15 protein-coding genes and 2 rRNA genes (1 of these 17 running past the window's edge) are annotated in these 22991 nt (G+C 63.7%); 9 read left to right on the top strand and 8 right to left on the bottom strand.

The window, feature by feature from the left end; genetic code table 11:
* A 23S ribosomal RNA gene (locus K414_RS0120710) occupies window positions 1-2961 on the top strand (it extends 194 nt beyond the left edge of the window).
* Window positions 2962-3121: 160 nt separating this feature from the next.
* A 5S ribosomal RNA gene (gene rrf / locus K414_RS0120705) occupies window positions 3122-3238 on the top strand.
* A 511-nt stretch (window positions 3239-3749) separates the two neighbouring features.
* Here rrf and K414_RS0120700 read toward each other — a convergent pair.
* Window positions 3750-5339 (bottom strand): adenylate/guanylate cyclase domain-containing protein, encoded by a 1590-nt coding sequence (locus K414_RS0120700; protein ID WP_027497683.1) that lies wholly within the window; start codon window positions 5337-5339, stop codon window positions 3750-3752.
* Window positions 5340-5381: 42 nt separating this feature from the next.
* Here K414_RS0120700 and nucS point away from each other — a divergent pair, with 42 nt between their 5' ends.
* Window positions 5382-6053: an endonuclease NucS gene (gene nucS, locus K414_RS0120695; protein ID WP_027497682.1), complete on the top strand. Its 672-nt coding sequence runs from the start codon at window positions 5382-5384 to the stop codon at window positions 6051-6053.
* 41 nt (window positions 6054-6094) lie between these two features.
* Window positions 6095-6412, top strand: a complete 318-nt coding sequence (locus tag K414_RS29645; protein WP_072692233.1) for an ATP/GTP-binding protein — start codon at window positions 6095-6097, stop codon at window positions 6410-6412.
* A gap of 28 nt (window positions 6413-6440) precedes the next feature.
* Here K414_RS29645 and K414_RS0120690 read toward each other — a convergent pair whose 3' ends face one another.
* Together K414_RS0120690 and mce are read right to left on the bottom strand one after the other, a co-directional pair.
* Window positions 6441-7403, bottom strand: a complete 963-nt coding sequence (locus K414_RS0120690; protein ID WP_027497681.1) for a hypothetical protein — start codon at window positions 7401-7403, stop codon at window positions 6441-6443.
* A 59-nt stretch (window positions 7404-7462) separates the two neighbouring features.
* The gene (gene mce, locus K414_RS0120685; RefSeq protein ID WP_027497680.1) at window positions 7463-7939 is read right to left on the bottom strand and encodes a methylmalonyl-CoA epimerase; all 477 of its coding nucleotides are present in this window, start codon (window positions 7937-7939) and stop codon (window positions 7463-7465) included.
* A 112-nt stretch (window positions 7940-8051) separates the two neighbouring features.
* Here mce and K414_RS0120680 point away from each other — a divergent pair, with 112 nt between their 5' ends.
* The 3 genes from K414_RS0120680 to K414_RS0120670 all read left to right on the top strand — a co-directional run bounded on the left by K414_RS0120680 (window position 8052) and on the right by K414_RS0120670 (window position 10674).
* Entirely contained in the window at window positions 8052-9242 is a 1191-nt protein-coding gene (locus tag K414_RS0120680; RefSeq protein ID WP_027497679.1) for an acetyl-CoA C-acetyltransferase, read from the top strand.
* A 65-nt stretch (window positions 9243-9307) separates the two neighbouring features.
* Window positions 9308-9679 carry a DUF3817 domain-containing protein gene (locus K414_RS0120675; protein ID WP_027497678.1) on the top strand — a complete coding sequence of 124 codons (372 nt, stop codon included), beginning with the start codon at window positions 9308-9310 and terminating at the stop codon, window positions 9677-9679.
* A gap of 47 nt (window positions 9680-9726) precedes the next feature.
* A complete protein-coding gene (locus K414_RS0120670) occupies window positions 9727-10674 on the top strand; it encodes a tetratricopeptide repeat protein (protein WP_237606244.1) in 948 nt (315 codons plus the stop codon).
* Window positions 10675-10679: 5 nt separating this feature from the next.
* On the opposite strand, the gene K414_RS0120665 is transcribed toward K414_RS0120670, so the two are convergent.
* From K414_RS0120665 to K414_RS0120655, 3 genes are read right to left on the bottom strand one after another with little or no spacing between them, the layout of a single operon-like run.
* Entirely contained in the window at window positions 10680-12128 is a 1449-nt protein-coding gene (locus K414_RS0120665) for a metallopeptidase (protein ID WP_027497676.1), read from the bottom strand.
* Complete coding sequence (gene glgB, locus K414_RS0120660; protein WP_027497675.1) at window positions 12129-14330, bottom strand: 1,4-alpha-glucan branching protein GlgB; 2202 nt, start codon at window positions 14328-14330, stop codon at window positions 12129-12131.
* Between the two features lie 11 nt (window positions 14331-14341).
* Window positions 14342-16348 carry a maltotransferase domain-containing protein gene (locus tag K414_RS0120655; RefSeq protein WP_027497674.1) on the bottom strand — a complete coding sequence of 669 codons (2007 nt, stop codon included), beginning with the start codon at window positions 16346-16348 and terminating at the stop codon, window positions 14342-14344.
* Between the two features lie 204 nt (window positions 16349-16552).
* Between K414_RS0120655 and glgP the strand changes: the two genes are divergently transcribed.
* Window positions 16553-19090: an alpha-glucan family phosphorylase gene (gene glgP, locus K414_RS0120650; protein WP_027497673.1), complete on the top strand. Its 2538-nt coding sequence runs from the start codon at window positions 16553-16555 to the stop codon at window positions 19088-19090.
* 7 nt (window positions 19091-19097) lie between these two features.
* Here the strand turns inward: glgP and K414_RS0120645 are convergent, their stop codons facing one another.
* Entirely contained in the window at window positions 19098-21146 is a 2049-nt protein-coding gene (locus tag K414_RS0120645; RefSeq protein WP_027497672.1) for an ATP-dependent DNA helicase, read from the bottom strand.
* A 50-nt stretch (window positions 21147-21196) separates the two neighbouring features.
* Window positions 21197-22453 (bottom strand): nicotinate phosphoribosyltransferase, encoded by a 1257-nt coding sequence (locus tag K414_RS0120640; protein ID WP_237606534.1) that lies wholly within the window; start codon window positions 22451-22453, stop codon window positions 21197-21199.
* Between the two features lie 150 nt (window positions 22454-22603).
* Between K414_RS0120640 and clpS the strand changes: the two genes are divergently transcribed.
* Window positions 22604-22963: an ATP-dependent Clp protease adapter ClpS gene (gene clpS / locus K414_RS0120635; protein ID WP_228139244.1), complete on the top strand. Its 360-nt coding sequence runs from the start codon at window positions 22604-22606 to the stop codon at window positions 22961-22963.
* The last annotated feature ends 28 nt before the right edge of the window (window positions 22964-22991 follow it).

The following is a 22991-nucleotide window of genomic DNA, read 5'->3' as shown; positions in this document are numbered from 1 at the left end:
GTGAAACATCTCAGTACCCACAGGAAGAGAAAACAATAGTGATTCCGTGAGTAGTGGCGAGCGAAAGCGGATGAGGCCAAACTTTGTGCGTGTGATACCCGGCAGGGGTTGCGTATGGAGGGTTGTGGGGTTTGCATTGTCGATTCTGCCGGATCGGCCGACAGTGAGAAATTGTGGTGTTAGTCGAAGTGGTCTGGAACGGCCTGTCGTAGAGGGTGAGAGTCCCGTAGACGAAAACATTGCAACTGTCGTTGTGGATACCCAAGTAGCAGCGGGCCCGTGAAATCTGCTGTGAATCTGTCGGGACCACCCGATAAGCCTGAATACTCCCTGGTGACCGATAGCGGACTAGTACCGTGAGGGAAAGGTGAAAAGTACCCCGGGAGGGGAGTGAAATAGTACCTGAAACCGTGCGCTTACAATCCGTCAAAGCCGTCGAACAGTTTACTGTTGGTGGTGATGGCGTGCCTTTTGAAGAATGAGCCTGCGAGTTAGTGGCATGTCGCGAGGTTAACCCGTGTGGGGTAGCCGTAGCGAAAGCGAGTCCGAATAGGGCGTATCCACCTTGTGTGGTGTAGTGGCGTGTTCTAGACCCGAAGCGGAGTGATCTACCCATGGCCAGGTTGAAGCGACGGTAAGACGTCGTGGAGGACCGAACCCACTTAGGTTGAAAACTGAGGGGATGAGTTGTGGGTAGGGGTGAAAGGCCAATCAAACTCCGTGATAGCTGGTTCTCCCCGAAATGCATTTAGGTGCAGCGTCACGTGTTTCTCACCGGAGGTAGAGCTACTGGATGGTCTAGGGGGCCTACAAGCTTACCGAAATCAGCCAAACTCCGAATGCCGGTGAGTGAGAGCGTGGCAGTGAGACTGCGGGCGATAAGGTTCGTAGTCGAGAGGGAAACAGCCCAGATCGCCAGCTAAGGTCCCTAAGCGTGTACTAAGTGGAAAAGGATGTGGGGTCGCGAAGACAACCAGGAGGTTGGCTTAGAAGCAGCCACCCTTGAAAGAGTGCGTAATAGCTCACTGGTCAAGTGATCCTGCGCCGACAATGTAGCGGGGCTCAAGTACACCACCGAAGCTGCGGCACTCACACAATAGCCCGCTTCATGTTTGCGGGTGTTTGTGCAGGTGTGTGGGTGGGTAGGGGAGCGTCGTGCAGCCATGGAAGCATCGGAGTGATCCAGGTGTGGAGGCTGCGCGAGTGAGAATGCAGGCATGAGTAGCGAAAGACGAGTGAGAAACTCGTCCGCCGAATGACCAAGGGTTCCTGGGCCAGGTTAATCCGCCCAGGGTGAGTCGGGACCTAAGACGAGGCCGACAGGCGTAGCCGATGGACAACGGGTTGATATTCCCGTACCCGTGTAACCGCGCCCATGGTGAATCAGTGACACTAACCACCCTGAATCCATATGACCGATCTCTTTCGAGAGTGAGGCGTGTGGTGGATGCGTGGGACCTGATCTGGTAGTAGCCAAGCGATGGGGTGACGCAGGAAGGTAGCTGGGCCAGTCAGTGGTTGTACTGGTGTAAGCCTGTAGGGCGAACGGTAGGCAAATCCGCCGTTCATCAAGCCTGAGAGGTGATGCGTAGCCGATTGAGGCGAATTCAGTGATCCTATGCTGCCGAGAAAAGCCTCTAGTGAGTTGTTACACGGCCCGTACCCCAAACCGACACAGGTGGTCAGGTAGAGAATACTAAGGCGATCGAGATAACTATGGTTAAGGAACTCGGCAAAATGCCCCCGTAACTTCGGGAGAAGGGGGGCCCCTGCCGGTGATCACTCTTGCAGTGTGAGCTGGTGTGGGCCGCAGAGACCAGTGAGAAGCGACTGTTTACTAAAAACACAGGTCCGTGCGAAGTCGTAAGACGATGTATACGGACTGACGCCTGCCCGGTGCTGGAAGGTTAAGAGGACCGGTTAGCCAGTAATGGCGAAGCTGAGAATTTAAGCCCCAGTAAACGGCGGTGGTAACTATAACCATCCTAAGGTAGCGAAATTCCTTGTCGGGTAAGTTCCGACCTGCACGAATGGCGTAACGACTTCTCAGCTGTCTCAACCATAGACTCGGCGAAATTGCATTACGAGTAAAGATGCTCGTTACGCGCGGCAGGACGAAAAGACCCCGGGACCTTCACTACAGCTTGGTATTGGTGTTCGGTTCGGTTTGTGTAGGATAGGTGGGAGACTGTGAAGCGGTGACGCCAGTTACTGTGGAGTCGTTGTTGAAATACCACTCTGATCGTATTGGATACCTCAACCTCGGACCATGATCTGGTTCAGGGACAGTGCCTGGTGGGTAGTTTAACTGGGGCGGTTGCCTCCTAAAATGTAACGGAGGCGCCCAAAGGTTCCCTCAGCCTGGTTGGCAATCAGGTGTTGAGTGCAAGTGCACAAGGGAGCTTGACTGTGAGACTGACAAGTCGAGCAGGGACGAAAGTCGGGACTAGTGATCCGGCACCGGCAAGTGGAAGCGGTGTCGCTCAACGGATAAAAGGTACCCCGGGGATAACAGGCTGATCTTCCCCAAGAGTCCATATCGACGGGATGGTTTGGCACCTCGATGTCGGCTCGTCGCATCCTGGGGCTGGAGTAGGTCCCAAGGGTTGGGCTGTTCGCCCATTAAAGCGGCACGCGAGCTGGGTTTAGAACGTCGTGAGACAGTTCGGTCTCTATCCGCCGCGCGCGTAAGAAACTTGAGGAAGGCTGTCCCTAGTACGAGAGGACCGGGACGGACGAACCTCTGGTGTGCCAGTTGTTCCACCAGGAGCACCGCTGGTTGGCTACGTTCGGAAGGGATAACCGCTGAAAGCATCTAAGCGGGAAGCCTGTTCCAAGATGAGGTTTCTCACCCCCTCGAGGGGGTAAGGCCCCCGGCAGACCACCGGGTTGATAGGCCAGAACTGGAAGTACAGCAATGTATGCAGGTGACTGGTACTAATAGGCCGAGGACTTACCACAAAGAAGCTACGCGTCCACTGTGCAATATCTGAAACAACACACGAGTAGTTGTTCAGTAACACAACCGAATACAGGTCCAAGAACGAAACACAACCCCCGACAGCATGTGGGGGAGATGTGTTCTCCGACTGAGACCGCTCGTGACACTGTTTCGCAGAGTTACGGCGGCCATAGCGGAGGGGAAACGCCCGGTCCCATTCCGAACCCGGAAGCTAAGCCCTCCAGCGCCGATGGTACTGCACTCGACAGGGTGTGGGAGAGTAGGACACCGCCGAACACAACATCCCAAAATGCCCCTGACCACCCGTGGTCAGGGGCATTTTGCATTCGAAACCAACACCAACGCAACAGTATTCGCCGCTTTCGTCGAACTGAACGCGCAGGCATCCACACGTGCACCCCAGTCCCATCACTCGCCATACGGACCCCCTTCCCCTCGCCCCCGGGGCGCGAACGCGCGCGCACTCGCCGGACGCGAGCAGAACAGTGACACCAGACTGCGCGCACCCGACAAACGCGTGCGCGTTTGTCGGGCCGTCGAACCGAACCCAACCCCAACAAACCAACTATTGCCCATCGAAGCTTGGCGATCGATCGTGGGCAAACTCCGATTCTGCAGACGCGCTCGCATTCGCGAGGCGCGCGCAGAATCGTCAGCGATGTCGTGAGCGTTCGACAAACGCGCGCGCATTCTCGAGGGGGACCGGGCACAGGACGGCCGAGTCGTCAGTGATGAAAACGGCAGGGGCACAGTGCACTACACGTACTGAGCCCAGTGATCGGGTGGATCAGACGTGAACGGATTCGGCCTCGTCTGCGGAAACCTTCACGTCCTTGGGGTTCGCCAGAACTGTCTCTGCGGATCGTCCGCGAAGGGTTACTCGATCACCGAATTCCCAGCGGTCCGCTTCGTTCTCGGCAGCACCGTCTACCGCTGTCTTGGAAGCGAGTATCGCACCGGGAGCGCTCTTGGCCAGTTCCGATAATCGCGCAGCCTCGTTGACCGGATCTCCGATGACGGTGTACTCGAATCGCGATTTTGCTCCGACATTGCCGGCAACGGCTCGGCCGGCAGCAACGCCGACGGCTGCGCTGCACTCGGGTACTTCGACCAGCAATCGGCGGGCAATGGCACGTGCGGCCGAGAGTGCCGATCCGCAGTGATCCGGAATGTCGTTCGGTGCTCCGAAGATGGCGAGCGCCGCGTCGCCCTCGAATTTGTTGATGAAGCCGCCGTGTTCGTCCACCTCGTCGACGACTACCGCGAAGAAGCGGTTGAGTAGATCCACCACCTCGGTGGGCGGTCGTGACGCGGCCAATTCGGTGGAGCCCACCAGGTCGATGAAGAACACTGCGATATCGCGCTCCTGGCCCCCGAGTTCACTCTCGGACTGCAGGGCCTTTTCGGCTACCTCGTGTCCGACGTGTCGTCCGAACAGGTCGCGGATCTTCTCTCGATCGCGCACACCGTCGGCCATGCGGTTGAAACCGCTCTGCAGTTCGCCGAGCTCGGTGCCGTCGTACACCGCGAGTCGGACATCCATGTTGCCCTTCTCGACTTCGGCCATGCCCGCCCGCACGTTGTTGATGGGGGAGGTGGTCGCGAAACCGCCCAGGACGGTCAGGGCGAATCCGAAGACGATGGTGATGCCGCCGAGCGCGAGGATGGACACAGCGAGCTGGTTTGCACTGGTCTCGGGTCGAAGGAAGCGGAACACCGCGATCATCATCAGTCCGGAGACCGGAACGCCGGTTCCCAGCAACCACGACAGGATGGAACGCCCCATGACACCGGCGATCCGGATGCGCCGTGGGTCGCCCGCTTGCAGGGCACGAGCCGCGATGGGCCGCAGAGCGAACTCGCTGAGCAGGTAGCTGAAGGCACATACGACTGTGCCGCCCGCGGCGATGGTGAACGCCACCTTCGGGATTGCCTGGGGGTCGATGATGCCGTCGATCGTGGTGAGCAGAATCAGTCCACCGGTCCACAGCGCAATCTGCATGCGCGTCAGGCGCCAGGGCATTGCCAGCGTCGCAACCTGCTCGGATCGGGTGGGTTCGCGATCCTCGATGCCCCACCGCAGACTGCTCAGCGCACGTGTGGTGCCCCAGACGACACCGACCAGGAATGCGAGAAAGACGTACACCGGGACGACGATGAAGTTCACCCACCAGTAGCGGTCCATGTCCAGAACGTCCGGGCCTGGAACGACGACACTGATGAGGACACCGACGATCACCGCACCGATCAGGTTGGACAGGACCAGGAACACCGTCAGCAACAGCTGGATTCGGATCCGGCGTCGGCGCGGCGATTCGGTGGTGTCTCCGAGGAGCCGGGAACCCAGCGGAGCGGCAGATCGTCTGAATTGGGGCATGGTGGTCACAGAGTAACGGCCGTGCTGCCTTATGGTGGTCGAGTGCGTTTAGTTATTGCTCGTTGCCAAGTGGACTACATCGGCCGCCTCACCGCACATCTCCCTTCCGCTCGACGCCTGCTGCTCGTCAAGTCCGACGGATCGGTCAGTGTGCACGCGGACGACAGGGCGTACAAGCCCCTCAACTGGATGTCTCCGCCCTGTTGGATGGTCGAGACCACCGAGGACGAGACCATCAAATGGGTCGTCACCAACAAGGCGGGCGAAGAACTTCGCATCACGATCGACGACGTCGAACTCGATTCCAGTCATGAATTGGGTATCGATCCAGGGTTGGTCAAAGACGGTGTCGAGGCTCATCTGCAGGAGTTGCTCGCAGAACACGTCAACACCCTCGGTGAGGGGTACACCCTGGTGCGGCGTGAATACATGACGGCAATCGGACCGGTGGATCTGTTGTGCCGCAACGCAGATGGTGGCACTGTCGCCGTCGAGATCAAGCGTCGCGGTGAAATCGACGGTGTGGAGCAGTTGACTCGGTACCTCGAACTGCTCAATCGTGACCCGTTGCTGGCACCGGTCAGCGGTGTGTTCGCCGCCCAGGTCATCAAGCCGCAGGCGAAGACTCTGGCCACCGATCGCGGTATACGTTGTCTGACACTCGACTACGACGTTCTCCGCGGCACCGACAGCACCGAGTTCCGGCTCTTCTGACGTCTGTCTGCCGAAGCGGCGCGATTCTCTACACTGGATGCGTGCCTCGTCGCAATCAGCCCCGCAAAGCGAGTCGGAGTGGTCCGAGCAGTCTCGGCCCGGCTACCGATTCCGTCCTGGGCGGCAATCGCGTCGAGGTGGGTCCTGACGGGGACACGTACACGACGCGGATGATTCCCGGTGCCAAGGCCGTCAAGACGTACCGTTGCCCAGGCTGCGATCACGAGGTGCGGCCAGGGGTCGCCCACATCGTGGCGTGGCCGTCGGACGACTTCGGGGGAGCCGACAACCGCAGACATTGGCACACGGGGTGTTGGAGCGGCAGAAACACGCGAGGCCTCACCCGTAGATGGTCCTAGCGGGGGAGGCCGAGCGTGTGCTGCGAAGTCAGGACGCCGAGTCGGCGGATTCCTTCTCTTCGTCGTTGTCCTTCTCGGCCTTCGCCGCAGCCTTCTCTTCTTCTTTCTTGAGGATGGCCGTCGGGTCGGGGTTGTCCAACAACTCGCTTTCGCGGTTGACCGAGGCCAGCATGGCCGGTACCGAATCGAGCTGGCCCCGGATACCCAGTAGCTGAGCGAGGACGCGACTTCGCAGCACGCGCAGCTCCTCGGCCAATTCCTTCGAGTGCGCGATGCGCCGCTCGGCTTGCTCGCTGGCGGACTGCAGCCGGCGTGCGGCCTCGGTCGTCGCCTCTTCGATACGGCGAGCAGCATCGGCCTTGCTCGACGCTTCCAGTTCTTCGAGCGCGGTGAGCACCTTGGTGCGGCGCTCGGCCATCGTGATCTCGAAGTCTTCCTGAACCTCGGCGCGCTTGGCCTCGGACTCCGCAGCCAGCTTGTCGCGCTCTGCCTGTGCGGCCTCGACGACGCGCGCAGCCTCGGTGCGTGCCTGCGCCATGGTCTGCTCGTGCTCGGTTTCGAGTGCCGTGCGGCGCTCCTCGAGTTCTGCGACCAACGATTCGTGACGGCTTCGCAGGCGAGTGCTCTCCTGCTGCGCAACCGAGATCATCTCCTCGGACTCCGCGTGCGCCTTCGCGCGAACCTCGGAAGCCTCGTCGGACGCCAGTCGCAACATGCGGGAGATGCGATCGCTCATGCCTTCCGCGGTGGTCGGCGGCACCGAGAGACGGTCGATGTCCTTGCGCAGTTCGTCGATCTCGTCGCGAGCGTCGTCGAGTTGCTTGGCCAGATCACGCGCCTGTGCCGCGGCGGCATCACGGTCGGCCGTCGTCAGCCGTAATTCGGCGTCGAATCGCTCGAAGTAGTTGGTGACTTCGTCGCGATCGAACCCCTTCCGAACGATGGAAAAGGGAAGTTGCACCGTGGAAGTGCGTTCATGATCGATGGCCATGGCCGTCAATTTACCGGTGAGTCAAGTGGAGAGCCATACGGCGTAATCACCGAGTTCGGTCAGTGCGCGTTGTGGTTCGGTTCGACCAGTTCGATCAGTACTCCGCCTGCGTCCTTGGGGTGGACGAAGTTGATACGCGAATCGGCAGTACCGCGGCGGGGAGCGTCGTAGAGCAACCGAACGCCGCGGGCGCGCAACTCGGAGGAGATCTCCTCGATGTCGGTGACCCGATACGCCAACTGTTGGAGTCCGGGGCCGTTTCGGTCGATGAACTTCGCGATGGTCGAGGATTCGTCGATGGGCGCGAGCAACTGCAGTGCTGCCGACTTTTCGCCTGCCCCGGGGAACGAGAGCATCGCCTCGCGCACGCCTTGTTCTTCGTTGACTTCCTCGTGCACCGCAACCATGCCCAGGTGGTCGGTGTACCAGGCGATTGCGGCATCGAGGTCGGGTACCGCGACACCGACGTGGTCGATAGCCGTCACCAGGTCGGAGCGGAGTGGGGCGCCCGTGTAAGACTGCGTGCTGGAGGTCATGGACAAGACGTTAGCGTCAGCTGCGTCACGGTGTTCCGCCAGGCTGGTATCGGTAGGGAGCCTGGCGAGCGTTGATCTCCACAAGGCCGTCTTCACACTTTCGGAGGAAATCGTGACCACAACAGTCATCGTCGCCGGTGCTCGTACGCCCGTCGGGCGCTTCTCGGGTGCGCTCAAGGACTTCTCGGGTTCCGACCTCGGCGGAATTGCCATCAAGGGCGCACTCGAGAAGGCCGGCGTCGCTCCGGATCAGGTCGACTACGTCATCATGGGCCAGGTCCTCACTGCGGGTGCCGGGCAGATCCCGGCCCGACAGGCCGCCGTCGCTGCAGGTATCCCGATGACCGTTCCGGCTCTGACCATCAACAAGGTGTGTCTCTCCGGCGTCGACGCCATCGCGCTCGCTGACCAGCTCATTCGCGCGGGGGAGTTCGAGATCGTCGTCGCCGGCGGCCAGGAATCGATGACCCAGGCACCGCACATGCTGGAGAAGTCGCGGGCGGGATTCAAGTACGGCGATGTCACCATGCGCGACCACCTCGCATACGACGGTCTGTACGACATCTTCACCGACCAGGCCATGGGCGCGCTCACCGAGCAGCGCAATCAGAGCTCCGAAGCCATCAGCCGTGAGGAGCAGGACACCTTCGCGGCCGGATCGCATCAGAAGGCTGCCGCGGCGTGGAAGAACGGGGTCTTCGACGACGAGGTAGTGCCCGTGTCGATTCCGCAGCGCAAGGGTGAGCCCATCCAGTTCACTGCCGACGAAGGAATCCGGGCCGACACCACGGTCGATTCCCTCGGCAAGCTTCGCCCCGCGTTCGACAAGGCGGGCACAGTCACTGCCGGATCCGCGTCGCAGATTTCCGACGGTGCCGCCGCCGTCGTCGTGATGAGCAAGGACAAGGCCGAGTCGCTCGGATTGACCTGGCTCGCCGAGATCGGCGCGCACGGTGTGGTGGCCGGCCCCGACTCCACCCTGCAGTCGCAGCCCGCTCGCGCCATCGCCAAGGCCTGCGCGAAGGAAGGCATCGACCCGAAGGACCTCGACGTCGTCGAGATCAACGAGGCGTTCGCAGCGGTCGGAATCGCGTCGACGCGTGAGCTCGGCATCGACCCGGAGATCGTCAACGTCAACGGCGGGGCGATTTCGATCGGTCATCCCCTCGGAATGTCGGGCGCTCGCATCGCACTGCACCTGGCTCTCGAGCTGCAGCGACGCGGTGGCGGAGTGGGCGCCGCAGCATTGTGCGGCGGCGGCGGACAGGGCGACGCGCTCATCGTTCGAGTCCCGAAGAGCTGAGTCGGTAGTGGCTCTGGTCCGATGAGACCAGAGCCACTACGTTCTGTCGTAGCAAACCGGGCACAATAGCGGGCATGACGAATTTCTTCGACCTGAGCAGCACGGCCAAACGCTTCCGTTTCATTGCCGTGCTCGAAGCGTTCACCTGGCTCGGACTACTGGTCGGCATGGCGTTCAAGTACCTGCCGGCCGACGGCAACGAGATCGGCGTGAAGATCTTCGGGCCCATCCACGGTGCGGTGTTCATCGTGTACCTTGCCGTTGCCGTTCTGACGGCCGTCAAGCTGAAGTGGGACGTCAAGGCCACGCTGCTGGCGCTGGTCGCGGCATTTCCGCCCTTCGGAACCGTGGTCTTCGAGATCTGGGCCGTGCGTACCGGACGCCTTGCCGAGCTGAGCAATGGCCGACCCGCAGCCGACGCGAAGGTTCTGTCCTGACCGCCCGCCAGTGGATGACGCATCGCGTTAGTGACAAACTGTAGGGCGTGACTCGACCCGGTTCCCGTCCTCCTGTCCGCCCGTCGGCCGCCGTCCCCGCATCCATTGCCGGTGCCGTCGACCTGTCCGTTCTCAAGGACCGTCCGGCACCTGCTCCCGCTGCCGAAGCCAGTGGCGATGCGGGAGGGTTGGCTCCGATCGTCGACGTGACCACGGCCAATTTCGAAGCCGAGGTTCTGCAGCGATCGATGCAGGTACCGGTCATCGTCGACCTGGGATCGGCTCGGTCGCCGCAGTCCCAGGCGTTGACGCGTCAGCTCGGGAAACTTGCCGTCGAGGCCGGCGGCACGTGGATACATGCCCGCGTCGATGTCGACTCCAATCCGCAGATCGCGCAGGCATTCGGCGTGCAGGCCATTCCCACGGTGGTTGCCGTCGCGGGTGGGCAGCCGCTCGCCGATTTCCAGGGCACGCAATCCGACGAGCAGTTGCGTCAGTGGCTGCAGGCCGTCGAGCAGGCAACCGCCGGAAAGCTGTCCGGTCCACCCGGGTCGGCTCCCGCCGCCGAGCCGGAACCCGAGGTCGAGGATCCGCGCATCGTCGCTGCGGAAGAGGCGATCGACGAGGGTGACTTCGACAAGGCAGCGGCGGCGTATCAGGCAATCATCGACGCCGAGCCGAAGAACACCGACGCCGTCGCCGCGTTGCGTCAGGTCAAGTTCCTGGCTCGGGTGCAGAACGTTGCACCCGATGCCGTCGAGGTGGCCGACGCCGATCCCAATAATGTCCAGGCCCGCATCGATGCGGCCGACGCGGAAATGGCGGGGCAGCAGCCGGAACAGGCTTTCGCACGGCTCATCGACGGAATCAAGATCAGTGCGGGCGACGACCGCACGGCCCTGCGTACCCGCCTACTGGAGCTGTTCGAGTTGTTCGACGCCGCCGATCCTCTGGTGGTCTCGGCGCGTCGCAAACTCGCGTCCGCTCTGTACTGAATCCCTCAGCTGTAACGCGAATCGCACAGGGGTTTGCCGCCGAGAACTCCCGAGCGGAACGCGTCGACTCGGGAGAAGCCGGACGGCAGCGTCGTTCCGTTGACGTCGCTGGCGGCCAATCCGTCGCTGAGTAGACCGGAGACGGCTTCGTCGAGATCGCCGGGAGAGAGCCGGATTTCGAGAGCGGCCTCGTTGGATTCGGCGCTCAACGCTGCGGTGATGACCCCGGACAGGCATGCGGATCGAAGTGCGGTCTGAGGGTCGTCGAGCGTCTGGCCCGCTTCCTTCTGTACTGCGAGGGTGTAGCGAGACGCGAACAATACGTACGCGCTGTAGTCACCGGATACGTTGAGTGGCAGGATGTCTCCGCGCTGAGGTGTCTCGGGTTGCCCTATTTCGGCCAGGTCCTCCACATCGACACCGATGGTGTTGGTCGACGGGCAGTACGACACCGGAGTGGTGGCCTCGGCGTCGGTGCACCCGGTGTCCGATCCTGAGTAGTCCACGGTCGGGGGATCGGCGACGGGAAGCGCCGTCTCGAACGATCGCGTGAATGCGCCCAGGGAGTCCTCGGTGACCGGTAGCTCGCCGGAGTCGTCGGCGCTGTCGAACTTCTGCGGCAACGACGCTCGGCGTGAATCGATTTCGGCCTCGTCGATGCGTGTGCAGGCAGCTGCACCGTCGGTGAACCCGATCTGCACGGCAGTCACTCGTTCGAATGCGGACCCGTGTACCGATTCGGGATCGTTGGGGTCCACGTCGCGCACCGCGACGGTCGCAGCAAGAACACCGTTGAGCCCATCCGAGGTGTTGATGGTGAAGTGCTGCGAATCGCCTTCTGCGACATGGCGGATGAATGCGCCGGCGAAACAGTCGGCTTGCTGCTCGGCCACGATGGTCGGGGTGTCGTCGCCGACGAGTCCCGACTGATGCTGGATCGCGTGGCCGTATTCGTGCGCGATCACCATGACCACCGACATCGGCCCGAACGCGTCGACCAACGCCGGAAGCAGAATGGTGCGGTCCCACCCGATCGAGTCGTCGCGGGTGCAGTACGCGGCATTGGGAACTCCACCGGTTCTGTCTCCACAGAACCGGATGCCGGATCCCTCGTCCTCCGACGCATCCCACGAGGTCAATGTCGAGACCGGCGTGAACGAGCCCTTGAACAGGGCCGGATACTGCTCGGCCCAGAACTGCTGGATGTCGTCGATCGCGTTGGTTGCCAAGATGTCCGAGTCGGTGCCTTCGGCGTTCTCGACGGCGATGGTCGAATCCGGTACTCCCGGACGCGGTCCGCTCGGTCCGCTGGTGACCGGAAGGCCGGCGACCGTGAACGGATTCTCGTAGATCGACACTGCATTACCGCCGACGGTGGCGGCGCACGATGTCAACAGTAGTAACCCTGCAGTGGCGGCCGCAGCCAGAAGTCGTGGTCTGCGGCCGCCGGTCATCTACTGCTCCAATTTGATCCAGATCGCCCCGTTGGCGGGAAGTGCAACCTGGCCTGATGCCGGTCGACCGTGCCACGAGTGCGATGTTGCCGTCACTTCACCCAGGTTGCCCATTCCGGAGCCGCCGTACTCCGTTGCATCGGTGTTGAGGATCTCGATCCAACGGCCTGGTTCCGGTAGTCCCACACGATAGCTGCCGTGCTCGGAACCGGAGAAGTTGAAAATACACGCGACAACCGAACCGTCGGAGCCGTACCTCAGAAAGCTGAGCACGTTGTTCTCGGTGTCGTTGGCGTCGATCCACGAGTAGCCACTGGGCGAGGTGTCCAGCGTCCACAGTGCCGGATGCGATCGGTACGTCGAGTTCAGATCTGCGACAAGCGATTTCACACCTCGGTGCAACGGCTCCTCGTCGATCTGGTACCAGTCCAGGCCTCGCTCCTCGGACCATTCGCGAGTCTGACCGAACTCCTGGCCCATGAACAGCAACTGCTTGCCCGGATGTGCCCACATGTAGGCGAGCATTCCGCGCAGCCCTGCGGCCTTGGCGTAGTCGTCCCCGGGCATGCGGGTCCACAGCGTGCCCTTGCCGTGCACCACCTCGTCGTGGCTGATGGGCAGCAGGTAGTTCTCGCTCCACGCGTAGACGAGCGAGAACGTGATCTCGTGGTGGTGGTAGCTGCGGTGGATGGGATCGCGCCCGACGAAGCCGAGGGTGTCGTGCATCCACCCCATGTTCCACTTCATGTTGAACCCGAGCCCGCCGACGTTCGTTGGGCGAGTGACGCCCGGCCAGGCGGTCGACTCCTCGGCGACGGTGACGACTCCGCGGTGCTTCTTGTGCACCGTGGCGTTCATCTCCTGCAGGAAGGACACCGCTTCGAGGTTTTCTCGGCCACCGTAGATGTTGGGCGACCAGCCACCCTCGGGACGCGAGTAGTCCAGGTACAGCATCGAGGCGACGGCGTCGACGCGCAGTCCGTCGATGTGGAATTCGTCGATCCAGTAGAGCGCGTTCGCGACCAGGAAGTTGCGAACCTCGCGTCGGCCGAAGTCGAAAACCAGTGTGCCCCAGTCGAGTTGCTCGCCTCGCTGCGGGTCTCCGTGCTCGTACAGCGGCCCACCGTCGAACCGGGCGAGGGCCCATTCGTCCTTGGGGAAGTGGGCGGGTACCCAGTCGACGATGACGCCGATGCCGGCGCTGTGCAGGTGGTCGACGAAGAAGCGGAAGTCGTCCGGAGTGCCGAACCTGGACGTCGGTGCGTAGTAGGACGTCACCTGGTAACCCCAGGATCCGCCGAACGGGTGCTCGGCGACCGGAAGCAACTCCACGTGAGTGAAGCCGGTCTCGATGATGTACTCGGCCAGTTGCTCGGCCAGCTCCCGGTAACCCAGGCCCGGTCGCCACGACGCCAGATGGATCTCGTAGACGCTCATCGGAGCCTGGGTGGGTTCGATGCCGGCTCGGGTGTCGAGCCACTTCTCGTCGTTCCAGGTGTACGTCGACGCGGTCACGACCGACGCGGTGGACGGCGGAACCTCGGTGGCGAAGGCCATCGGGTCGGCCTTGTCCTTCACCGAACCGTCGGAGCCGTGGACGCGGAACTTGTACAGGGCACCGGGTTCGATGTTCGGGACGAACAGCTCCCAGACTCCGGTGGAGCCGAGGACGCGCATCGGCCAACTACGGCCGGTCCACCCGTCGAAGTCGCCCACCAGCGTGACGCCCTGGGCGGCAGGGGCCCACACCGCGAACGAGGTGCCGGTGACGGGGCCGTCGGGAGTGGCGTACGACTGCTGGTGCGCTCCGAGGATGTCCCACAGACGCTCGTGGCGACCTTCGCCGAACAGATGCAGGTCGAGTTCACCGAGGGTCGGTAGGAACCGGTACCCGTCGGCAGATTCGGACACGTGCCCACCTGGCCAGGTGACCACGAGCCGGTAATCGATCAGGTCCTCGACCGGCACCAGCGCAGAGAAGAGGCCGTGGGCGACGTGGGTCAACTCGTGGTCGACGCCTCCGACGCGCGCGATCACTTTCTCTGCGTCGGGCTTCAGCGCACGAATTGCTGTTCCGCCCGGCACGGGGTGCGCGCCGAGCACGGAATGCGGGTTGTAGTGCCGACCAGCGGCGAGGAGATCGAGGTCGTTGTCGGACGGGGCTGCGACGGTGTCTTCGGGCGTCGTCGGATTCTTGGTCACGTTGAATCCACTCACTTTCGGTTGCCGCGGTAGGCCAGTTCGATTCGTGCCGGATAGGGAATGTGGGGGAGCGTGAATATGTGCGCCACCGAGGTCCAGGGCTCGAGTCGGACGAAGTTGGTGTGGCCCCAGTCGTAATGGATGCCGCTCACCTCGTCCTTGATCGTCAGGGTGTCCTGCCAGTCGTGGCCGAGCGCGGGCATGTCCAGATGGACGGTGCCCTCCTCGGCTCCGAACGGGTTGAGGTTGATGACCACCAACACCGAGTCGCCGGTCTGCGGATCGAACTTGGAGTATCCGATCAGCGCTTCGTTATCGATCGTGTGGAAATGGATGTTGCGCAGTTGCTGCAGGGCCGGATGCGCACGGCGGATGGAATTGAGGGTGGTGATCCACGGCTCCAGCGATTCGCCGCGGGCGAGCGCACCCTCGAAGTCGCGCGGTCGCAACTGGTACTTCTCGGAGTCCAGATACTCCTCGCTGCCCTCGCGCACGGCCTGATGTTCGTACAGCTCGTATCCGGAGTACACGCCCCACGTCGGAGCCAGGGTGGCGGCCAGAGCTGCTCGCAGAGCGAACATTCCGGGTCCACCGTGCTGCAGGCTCTCGTGCAGGATGTCCGGGGTGTTGACGAACAGGTTCGGCCGCGCGTCGTCGGCGCGTCGGGCATGCTCCTCGGCGAACTCGGTCAGCTCCCACTTCGCGGTACGCCACGTGAAGTACGTGTACGACTGCGTGAACCCACGTTGCGCGAGACCGTACATGCGTACCGGCCGGGTGAACGCCTCGGCCAGGAACAGCACGTCCGGATCGGTCTTCTTGACCTCGGCGATGAGCCACTCCCAGAAGTCCGGTGGCTTGGTGTGTGGATTGTCGACTCGGAAAATCTTGACGCCCAACGAGATCCAGTATCGGACCACGCGTAGCACTTCCTCGTAGATGCCACGACGGTCGTTGTCGAAATTGATCGGGTAGATGTCCTGGTACTTTTTCGGCGGATTCTCGGCGTACGCGATGGTGCCGTCCGGCAACACGGTGAACCACTCCGAATGTGTTGCGGCCCATGGATGATCCGGAGCGGCCTGCAGGGCCAGATCGAGCGCCACTTCGAGGCCGTGCTCTCGCGAGGCGTCGACGAACGCACGGAAGTCGTCCTCGGTTCCCAGCTCGGGATGGATCGCGTCGTGCCCGCCGTCCTTGGATCCGATCGCCCACGGCGAACCGACGTCCTCGGGGCCCGGAGTCAACGTGTTGTTCGGGCCCTTGCGGTTGATCGTGCCGATCGGGTGGATCGGAGGCAGGTAGACGATGTCGAAGCCCATGCGCGCGATGCGCGGTAACTGCTCGATGGATGTCGCGAACGTGCCGTGCCGCGGTGATCCGTCCTCGTTCCACCCTCCCGTGGAGCGCGGGAAGAACTCGTACCAGGCACCGTTGAGGGCCAGGTTTCGGTCGACCCACACGTTCACGGCCCGCGATCTGGTCACCAGCTCGCGCAGCGGGTGCTGGAACAGCAGCTCGGTGACCGACGATGCGAACGCCGAGGACACCCGCGCGGGCAGCGGGCGGTCGGTGTCGCGCAGGCCGGCGGCGACGTCGGCGAGCAGCTGCCTGCTCTCCGCAGGAACGCCGGTGGCAGCGCGGAGGAACAGGCGCGCCCCGATTTCGAGGTCGTTGGCGAGTTCGTGGGCGCTCTGGCCCACTCCGAGCTTCGCCTCGACGGCGTGGCGCCAGGTGCTGATCGGATCGCTCCACGCCTCGATACGGCAGATCCAGTAGCCGGGCCGGGAAGGGACGAACACCGCGTCGAACGTGTCCGGCTCGTGGCCGGGCGTCATCGGGATGCGTTCGAGCTTGCCTCCCGGTCCACGCACCGACAGCGTCGCGGCCACTGCGTCGTGACCCTCGCGCCAGACGTCGGCGGAAACTGGAAACGTCTCGCCCACCACCGCTTTCGCGGGGTATTTCCCGGTCGTCGTATCTGGAAGGACATTGTCGATACCAAGTCGACCTGTCACTTCACACTCCATTCTTCGTTAGAGGTATGGCTGCGCGGGCGCAACCTCTGATCGAACCGATATTTGGTGTGCTTCTACTCGTCAACCGTAGTGCAGCAGCGCAGATGGCGCGTGCGCCGACGCATACTGACCGCGACGGGCGCACGAGGAAATTTTCGCCGAGCGCCCCATCGACACAGGTATCCGTGGGTAGGGTTCGGCTCTGTGAAAGCCTTGCGTCGATTCACCGTCCGAGCCCACCTTCCCGCCCGTCTGAATGCCCTCGCCGAGCTGTCGACAAACCTCAGGTGGTCGTGGCATTCGGCCACGCAGGATCTTTTCGAGCACATCGATCCGCTGCTGTGGACCGAACTCGAACGCGATCCGGTGGCTGTGCTCGGTGCCGTCGCACCCGGACGGCTCGAAGAACTCGCCGAAGACGCATCGTTCCTGGCCGAACTGGACGCCGCCGAGGCGGATCTACACGACTACCTCGCCCGACCCCTCTGGTACCAGAACGAGCTCGCCGAGGGGCGAGCTCTGCCGTCGGGCATCGGTTATTTCTCGATGGAGTTCGGGGTCACCGAGGTACTGCCGAACTACTCGGGTGGGCTCGGCATTCTGGCCGGTGACCACCTCAAGGCGGCGTCGGATCTCGGGCTACCGCTGATCGGCGTCGGACTGCTCTACCGCTCGGGGTACTTCCGGCAATCGCTGACGGCCGACGGGTGGCAGGCCGAGCGTTACCCGTCCCTGGACCCGCACGGTCTGCCGCTACGACTGCTCACCGACGACAACGACTCACCGGTGTTGATACACGTGTCGATGCCGGGGTCGCGCGTGCTGCGGGCCCGCGTGTGGATCGCTCAGGTGGGACGCGTTCCGCTGCTGCTGCTCGATTCCGACATCGCCGACAACGATCCCGAGCTCAGAGGAGTCACCGACCGCCTGTACGGCGGCGATCAGGACCACCGCATCAAGCAGGAGATCCTCGCCGGTATCGGCGGAGTACGCGCGATCAGGGCCTACACGCGCGCGCACGGTCTGCCCGATCCCGAGGTGTTCCACATGAACGAGGGCCACGCCGGCTTCCTCGGGGTCGAACGCATCCGTGAACTCGTCACCGGTAGCGGGTTGGACTTCGATTCGGCGTTGGCCGCCGTCCGGGCGGGCACAGTGTTCACCACCCACACCCCGGTGCCTGCCGGCATCGACAGGTTCCCCGCCGATCTGGTGCGGCACTATTTCGTCGGTAGCGACGGTGCACCGGACTCGGCCCTGTTGCCGGGACTGCCGATGAGCCGAATTCTGGCGCTGGGCGGCGAGAGTGATCCGTCGGTGTTCAACATGGCGCACATGGGTCTTCGCTTGGGTCAGCGCGCCAACGGAGTATCGAAGCTGCACGGGATCGTCAGCCGCGAGATGTTCAACGGCCTGTGGCAAGGATTCGACGCGTCGGAGGTGCCGATCGGATCGGTGACCAACGGTGTCCACGCGCCGACGTGGGCGGCGCGGGAATGGGCCGAGGGGGAGGCCGAGGCCGACGGGCCGTTGTCCTCGGAGCAGGTGTGGTCCACTCGAAACGCGTTGCGCGCGCAGTTGGTGGACGAGGTGCGCCGAAGGGTGCGCCGTTCGGCTCTCGAGCGAGGGTCGACCGAGGCCGAAATAAGCTGGACTGCAAATGTTTTCGACCCCGACGTGTTGACCGTCGGCTTTGCTCGACGCGTACCGACGTACAAGCGTCTGACGCTCATGCTGCGCGAACCCGAGCGATTGCGGGCGATGTTGCTCGATCCCGTCCGCCCGGTTCAGCTGGTGGTAGCCGGAAAATCGCATCCGGCCGACGACGGTGGGAAGGCGCTCATTCAGCAGATCGTCAAGTTCGCCGACGAGGCCGATGTACGACACCGCATCGTGTTCCTGCCCGACTACGACATGTCCATGGCGCGCTTTCTGTACTGGGGTTGCGATGTGTGGCTGAACAATCCGCTGCGGCCTCTCGAGGCCTGCGGTACGTCCGGAATGAAGTCGGCGCTCAACGGCGGCCTCAACCTGTCGATTCGCGACGGATGGTGGGACGAGATGTACGACGGCGAAAACGGGTGGGCGATCCCGACGGCCGACGGCATCACCGACGACAATCGTCGCGACGATCTGGAAGCCGCTGCCCTCTACGAGTTGCTCGAGCAGGCGGTGCTGCCGAAATTCTACGATCGCGGGGAGGACGGTGTGCCGGCTCGCTGGATCGAGATGGTCCGACACACACTGGAACAGCTGGGACCGAAAGTGTTGGCATCGCGCATGGTTCAGGACTACACGCTCGGCTACTACGCGCCCGCTGCGCACTCCGCCCGGGCGGTGTCGGCCGACGGCTACCACGGCGCCAAGGATGTCGCGTCGTATCGCGGCCGCGTCGAGCAGGCGTGGCGCAACGTGAAGGTCACCCGAGTCGACAGCGAGGGGTTGCCGGACACCCCCGTCATCGGTGCCGAACTGTCGCTGCGCGCCATCGTCGACCTCGGCGGTATGGAACCGGGTGCCGTCGTGGTGCAGGCCGTGGTGGGACGCGTCGACGAGGGCGAGGACCTCAGCGACATTCGCACCACCGAGATGTCGCACGTGGGCAGTGAGGGCGGCGAGCACGTGTACGCGGGCGAGACGCGGCTACCGCACAGTGGAGCGGTGGGCTACACGGTGCGGGTATTGCCGCGGCACCACGGGCTTGCCTCCGATGCCGAGCTCGGTCTGGTGTCGACGCCGTAGGGAGCAGCTACTTTCCGGCCAGGCGGGTGAGGGCCTTGCGGACCACCTCCGGGTCGGAGGTCTCCCAGAACGGCGGTAAGGACGCGCGCAGATAGCCGCCGTACCGGGCGGTCGCCAGGCGCGAATCCAGCACGGCGACAACACCTTTGTCGTCGACGCTACGGAGCAGTCGACCGACGCCCTGCGCCAGCAGCAGGGCCGCGTGGTTGGCGGCGACGGCGAGAAAGCCGTTGCCGCCACGTGATTCGACGGCCTGCTGCCGAGCCACCAGTAGTGGATCGTCGGGCCGTGGGAACGGAATTCGATCCAGGATCACCAGGCTCAGCGACGGACCGGGCACGTCGACGCCCTGCCACAGCGACAGCGTCCCGAACAGTGAGGTGGGCTCGTCGTCGGCGAACTTCTGCACCAGTGCGCCGGTGGAATCGTCACCCTGGCAGAGGATCGGGGTGTCGAGTCGCTCGCGCATCTCCTCCGCCGCGGCCTTGGCGGCGCGCATCGACGAGAACAGCCCGAGCGTCCGACCACCGGCAGCCTCGACGAGCGATTCGATCTCGTCGAGCGAGGACTTGGACAGGCCGTCGCGTCCGGGCGGAGACAGATGTTTGGCGATGTACATGATGCCGGCGCGAGCGTGATCGAACGGCGAGCCGACGTCCAACGAATTCCAGCGAATGGATCCGTTGTCCGAGGGTGGTTCCACTCCCGACGCCATGGCGGTGTCACTGCGAGACGGCTTCTCTGCCGGCAGGCCCCAATTGACGGCCAGGCCGTCGAAGGATCCGCCGACGGTGAGCGTCGCCGAGGTCAGCACCACGGTGGATTCGGCGAACAACCGTGCCCGCAGCAGCCCGCCCACCGAGAGCGGAGCAATGCGAACGGTGCGTTTGACGTTTCCTCGGAAATCGTCGACGGCGTGCCAGACGACGTCCTTGCGCTTGGCCGGGTCGGGCTCGTCGAAGGCAGTGAGCACTCGTACGGCGCTGTCGTGCACCTCGTCGACTGCCACGAGTGCTGCGCTGCGGGCCGCGGCGGCCTCGGGATCACTGCCCGCCATGCCCTGTTTGTTCGGGCCGATCGCGGTGCGCACGGCCCAGGCGGCGTCGCGGACGGACGCCAGGGCCGGTCCGACGCCGTCGGGAAGGGACTGCCATCGACCGGGCGGTAGTTCGTCCAGAATCGCGGCCCAGTTCTCGGCAGCTCCTTCGAGCTGATCGACGGTCTCTTCCTCGATGAGCTTGGCGCTACGGCGTGCGGCCGCGGTGACGGTGGCGGCCGAAAGCTCCTCTGTGGCAACGCCGGTCACTCGGTCGACCAATTCGTGGGCCTCGTCGACGACCACGACGTCGTGCTCGGGCAGGATCTGAATTCCGGTGATCGCGTCGATGGCGAGCAGCGCGTGGTTGGTCACGACCACGTCGACCTGTGCGGCCTCGGTGCGGGCGCGCTCGGCGAAGCAGTCCTCGCCGACGGGGCACCGCGATTTCCCGAGGCACTCGCGAGCGGTGACGCTGACCTGACGCCACGCCTGGTCGCTCACGCCGGGCACCACGTCGTCGCGATCGCCCGTTTCGGTCTCCGAGGACCACTTGGTCAGCCGGACCACCTCGCGGCCCATCCGCGAGACGGCGAACGGGTCGAACAACTCCGCGTCCGGTGCCTCCTGCGCGGCACCGGTGTGAATCTTGTTCATACACAAGTAATTGTTGCGGCCCTTGAGGATCGCGAACTTCGGACGCCGACCCACAGCTTCGGTGAGTGCGTCGGACAGACGTGGAAGGTCGCGGTCGACCAACTGTCGCTGCAGCGCGATCGTGGCCGTCGAGACGATGACTGTCTTTCCCGATTCGACCGCATGCCTGATGCTGGGCACGAGATACGCGAGGGACTTGCCGGTGCCCGTGCCCGCCTGCACCGCGAGATGCTCGCCGGTGTCGATCGAATGCGCCACGGCAGAGGCCATCGTCAGCTGATTGCTGCGTTCCTTGCCACCGAGCGAGTGCACCGCAACCTGCAGGAGAGCGGGAACGGTGGGCAACTCGGTCTTCGACGGCACCGAAGCAGACTACTGCCGATCGCCCACCGGGTTCGGCACCGACACCGCCCCTAGCCCAGGGCGAACCGGGTCGGTATCGCCGGTTCGCCCTGGGACAGGGCGAGCCCCTCCCACGGCAGGCTGACCAGGCGTCGCGCGAGGAGGTCCCGGCCCTCGGCGAGAGTCGGTAGATCGGCGACGCGCCGGCCGCCACGCATCAGCGGCGTGGTCAACGTCTCCACCGTCAGACCGTCTTCGACCGTCGGGGCGGCGTCGAACGGGTGCACTATTTCCTCGACAGCCGTACCGGTCCCACGCGCGGTCCGCAGCGCTGCCTTGGTACCCCCGCGCGATTCCTTGTGACTGCTGCGCTTGGCGACGGGTATGCCGTCCACGGTGACCAGCTTGTAGACCATTCCTGCCGTCGGCGCGCCCGAACCGGTGACCAGCGACGTGCCGACGCCGTACGAATCGACGGGTTCGGCGCGCAGCGCGGCGATCGCGTACTCGTCGAGGTCTCCGGAGACGACGATCCGCGTGTTCGGCGCACCGAGAGCGTTCAATTGGGCGCGGACCTGACGGGCGAGGACACCGAGGTCGCCGGAGTCGATGCGGACACCACCGAGCTCCGGACCGGCCACCTCGATCGCGTTGGCCACGCCCTGCTTGATGTCGTAGGTATCGACCAGCAGTGTCGTTCCCACCCCGAGCGCTCGGACCTGAGCGGCAAAAGCGGCCTTCTCGTCGGGGCCGTCGGCGGTGGTGTGCAGCAGCGTGAACGAGTGGGCCGACGTGCCTGCTCCGGGGACGCCGTGGCGTCGGACTGCTTCGAGGTTGGAGGTCGCGGTGAAGCCGGCCAAGTAGGCCGCGCGCGATGCCGCGACCGCCGCCTCCTCGTGGGTGCGCCGCGATCCCATTTCGATGATCGGCCTGGCCTCGGCGGAGGCGACCATGCGCGCTGCCGCAGAGGCGATTGCGCTGTCGTGATTGAGAATCGACAGCACCACGGTTTCCAGGACCACGCACTCGGCGAACGTGCCGCGGACCGTCAGGACGGGGGAGCCGGGAAAGTACAGCTCGCCCTCGCGGTAACCGTCGATGTCGCCGGTGAAGCGGTAGTTGCGCAGCCACTCGATGGTGTCGGCGTCGAGAAACTTCGACACGACACGCAGCTCGTCCGGGCCGAATCGGAAGCGATCGACGGCGTCGAGAATGCGCTCGGTGCCGGCCACGACGCCGTATCGGCGGCCGCCGGGAAGCCTGCGGGCGAAGACCTCGAAACTGCACGGTCTGTCTGCATAGCCGCTGGCCAGGGCTGCGGACAGCATCGTGTACTCGTACTGGTCGGTCAGCAGTGCAGTGCTGGCTCCGTCGCTGGAAAGCGTGTGATCGGTGGTCGCGTCATTGCTCACCTCGATCACACTACGAGCGCAGGGGCGAACGTGTGGGGTCGGCCCGACACGCCGTACCCTGTTGCCATGCCTTGGTTGACGGTGGATGGATCGCTTCTGCCCGTGGACGGCTTCTCGGCACTCGAAGTCGCGGCGGCGTCGCCGCAGGCGGTGCCGGCCGAAACCGAGGCCGTTGCTGCCGACGAAGCGCACGACACTCCGTGGGTCACCATCGTGTGGGACGACCCGGTCAACTTGATGCACTACGTCACCTACGTGTTCCAGAAGCTCTTCGGCTACAGCAAGGCCAAGGCCACCGAGTTGATGATGCAGGTGCATTCCGAGGGCAAGGCGGTCGTGTCGAGCGGCGAGCGCGATGCGATGGAGAACGACGTCAAAAGGCTGCACGCGGCGGGCCTGTGGGCCACCATGCAGCAGGACAAGTAGTCAGCAGTTCGCCACCTCTACGTCAGAG

This window comes from Rhodococcus sp. JG-3 (assembly GCF_000482405.1).
GTDB lineage: Bacteria > Actinomycetota > Actinomycetes > Mycobacteriales > Mycobacteriaceae > Rhodococcoides > Rhodococcoides fascians.
The sequence above is the reverse complement of the archived record's forward strand: the minus strand, read 5'-3'. Positions and strand labels throughout refer to the sequence as shown.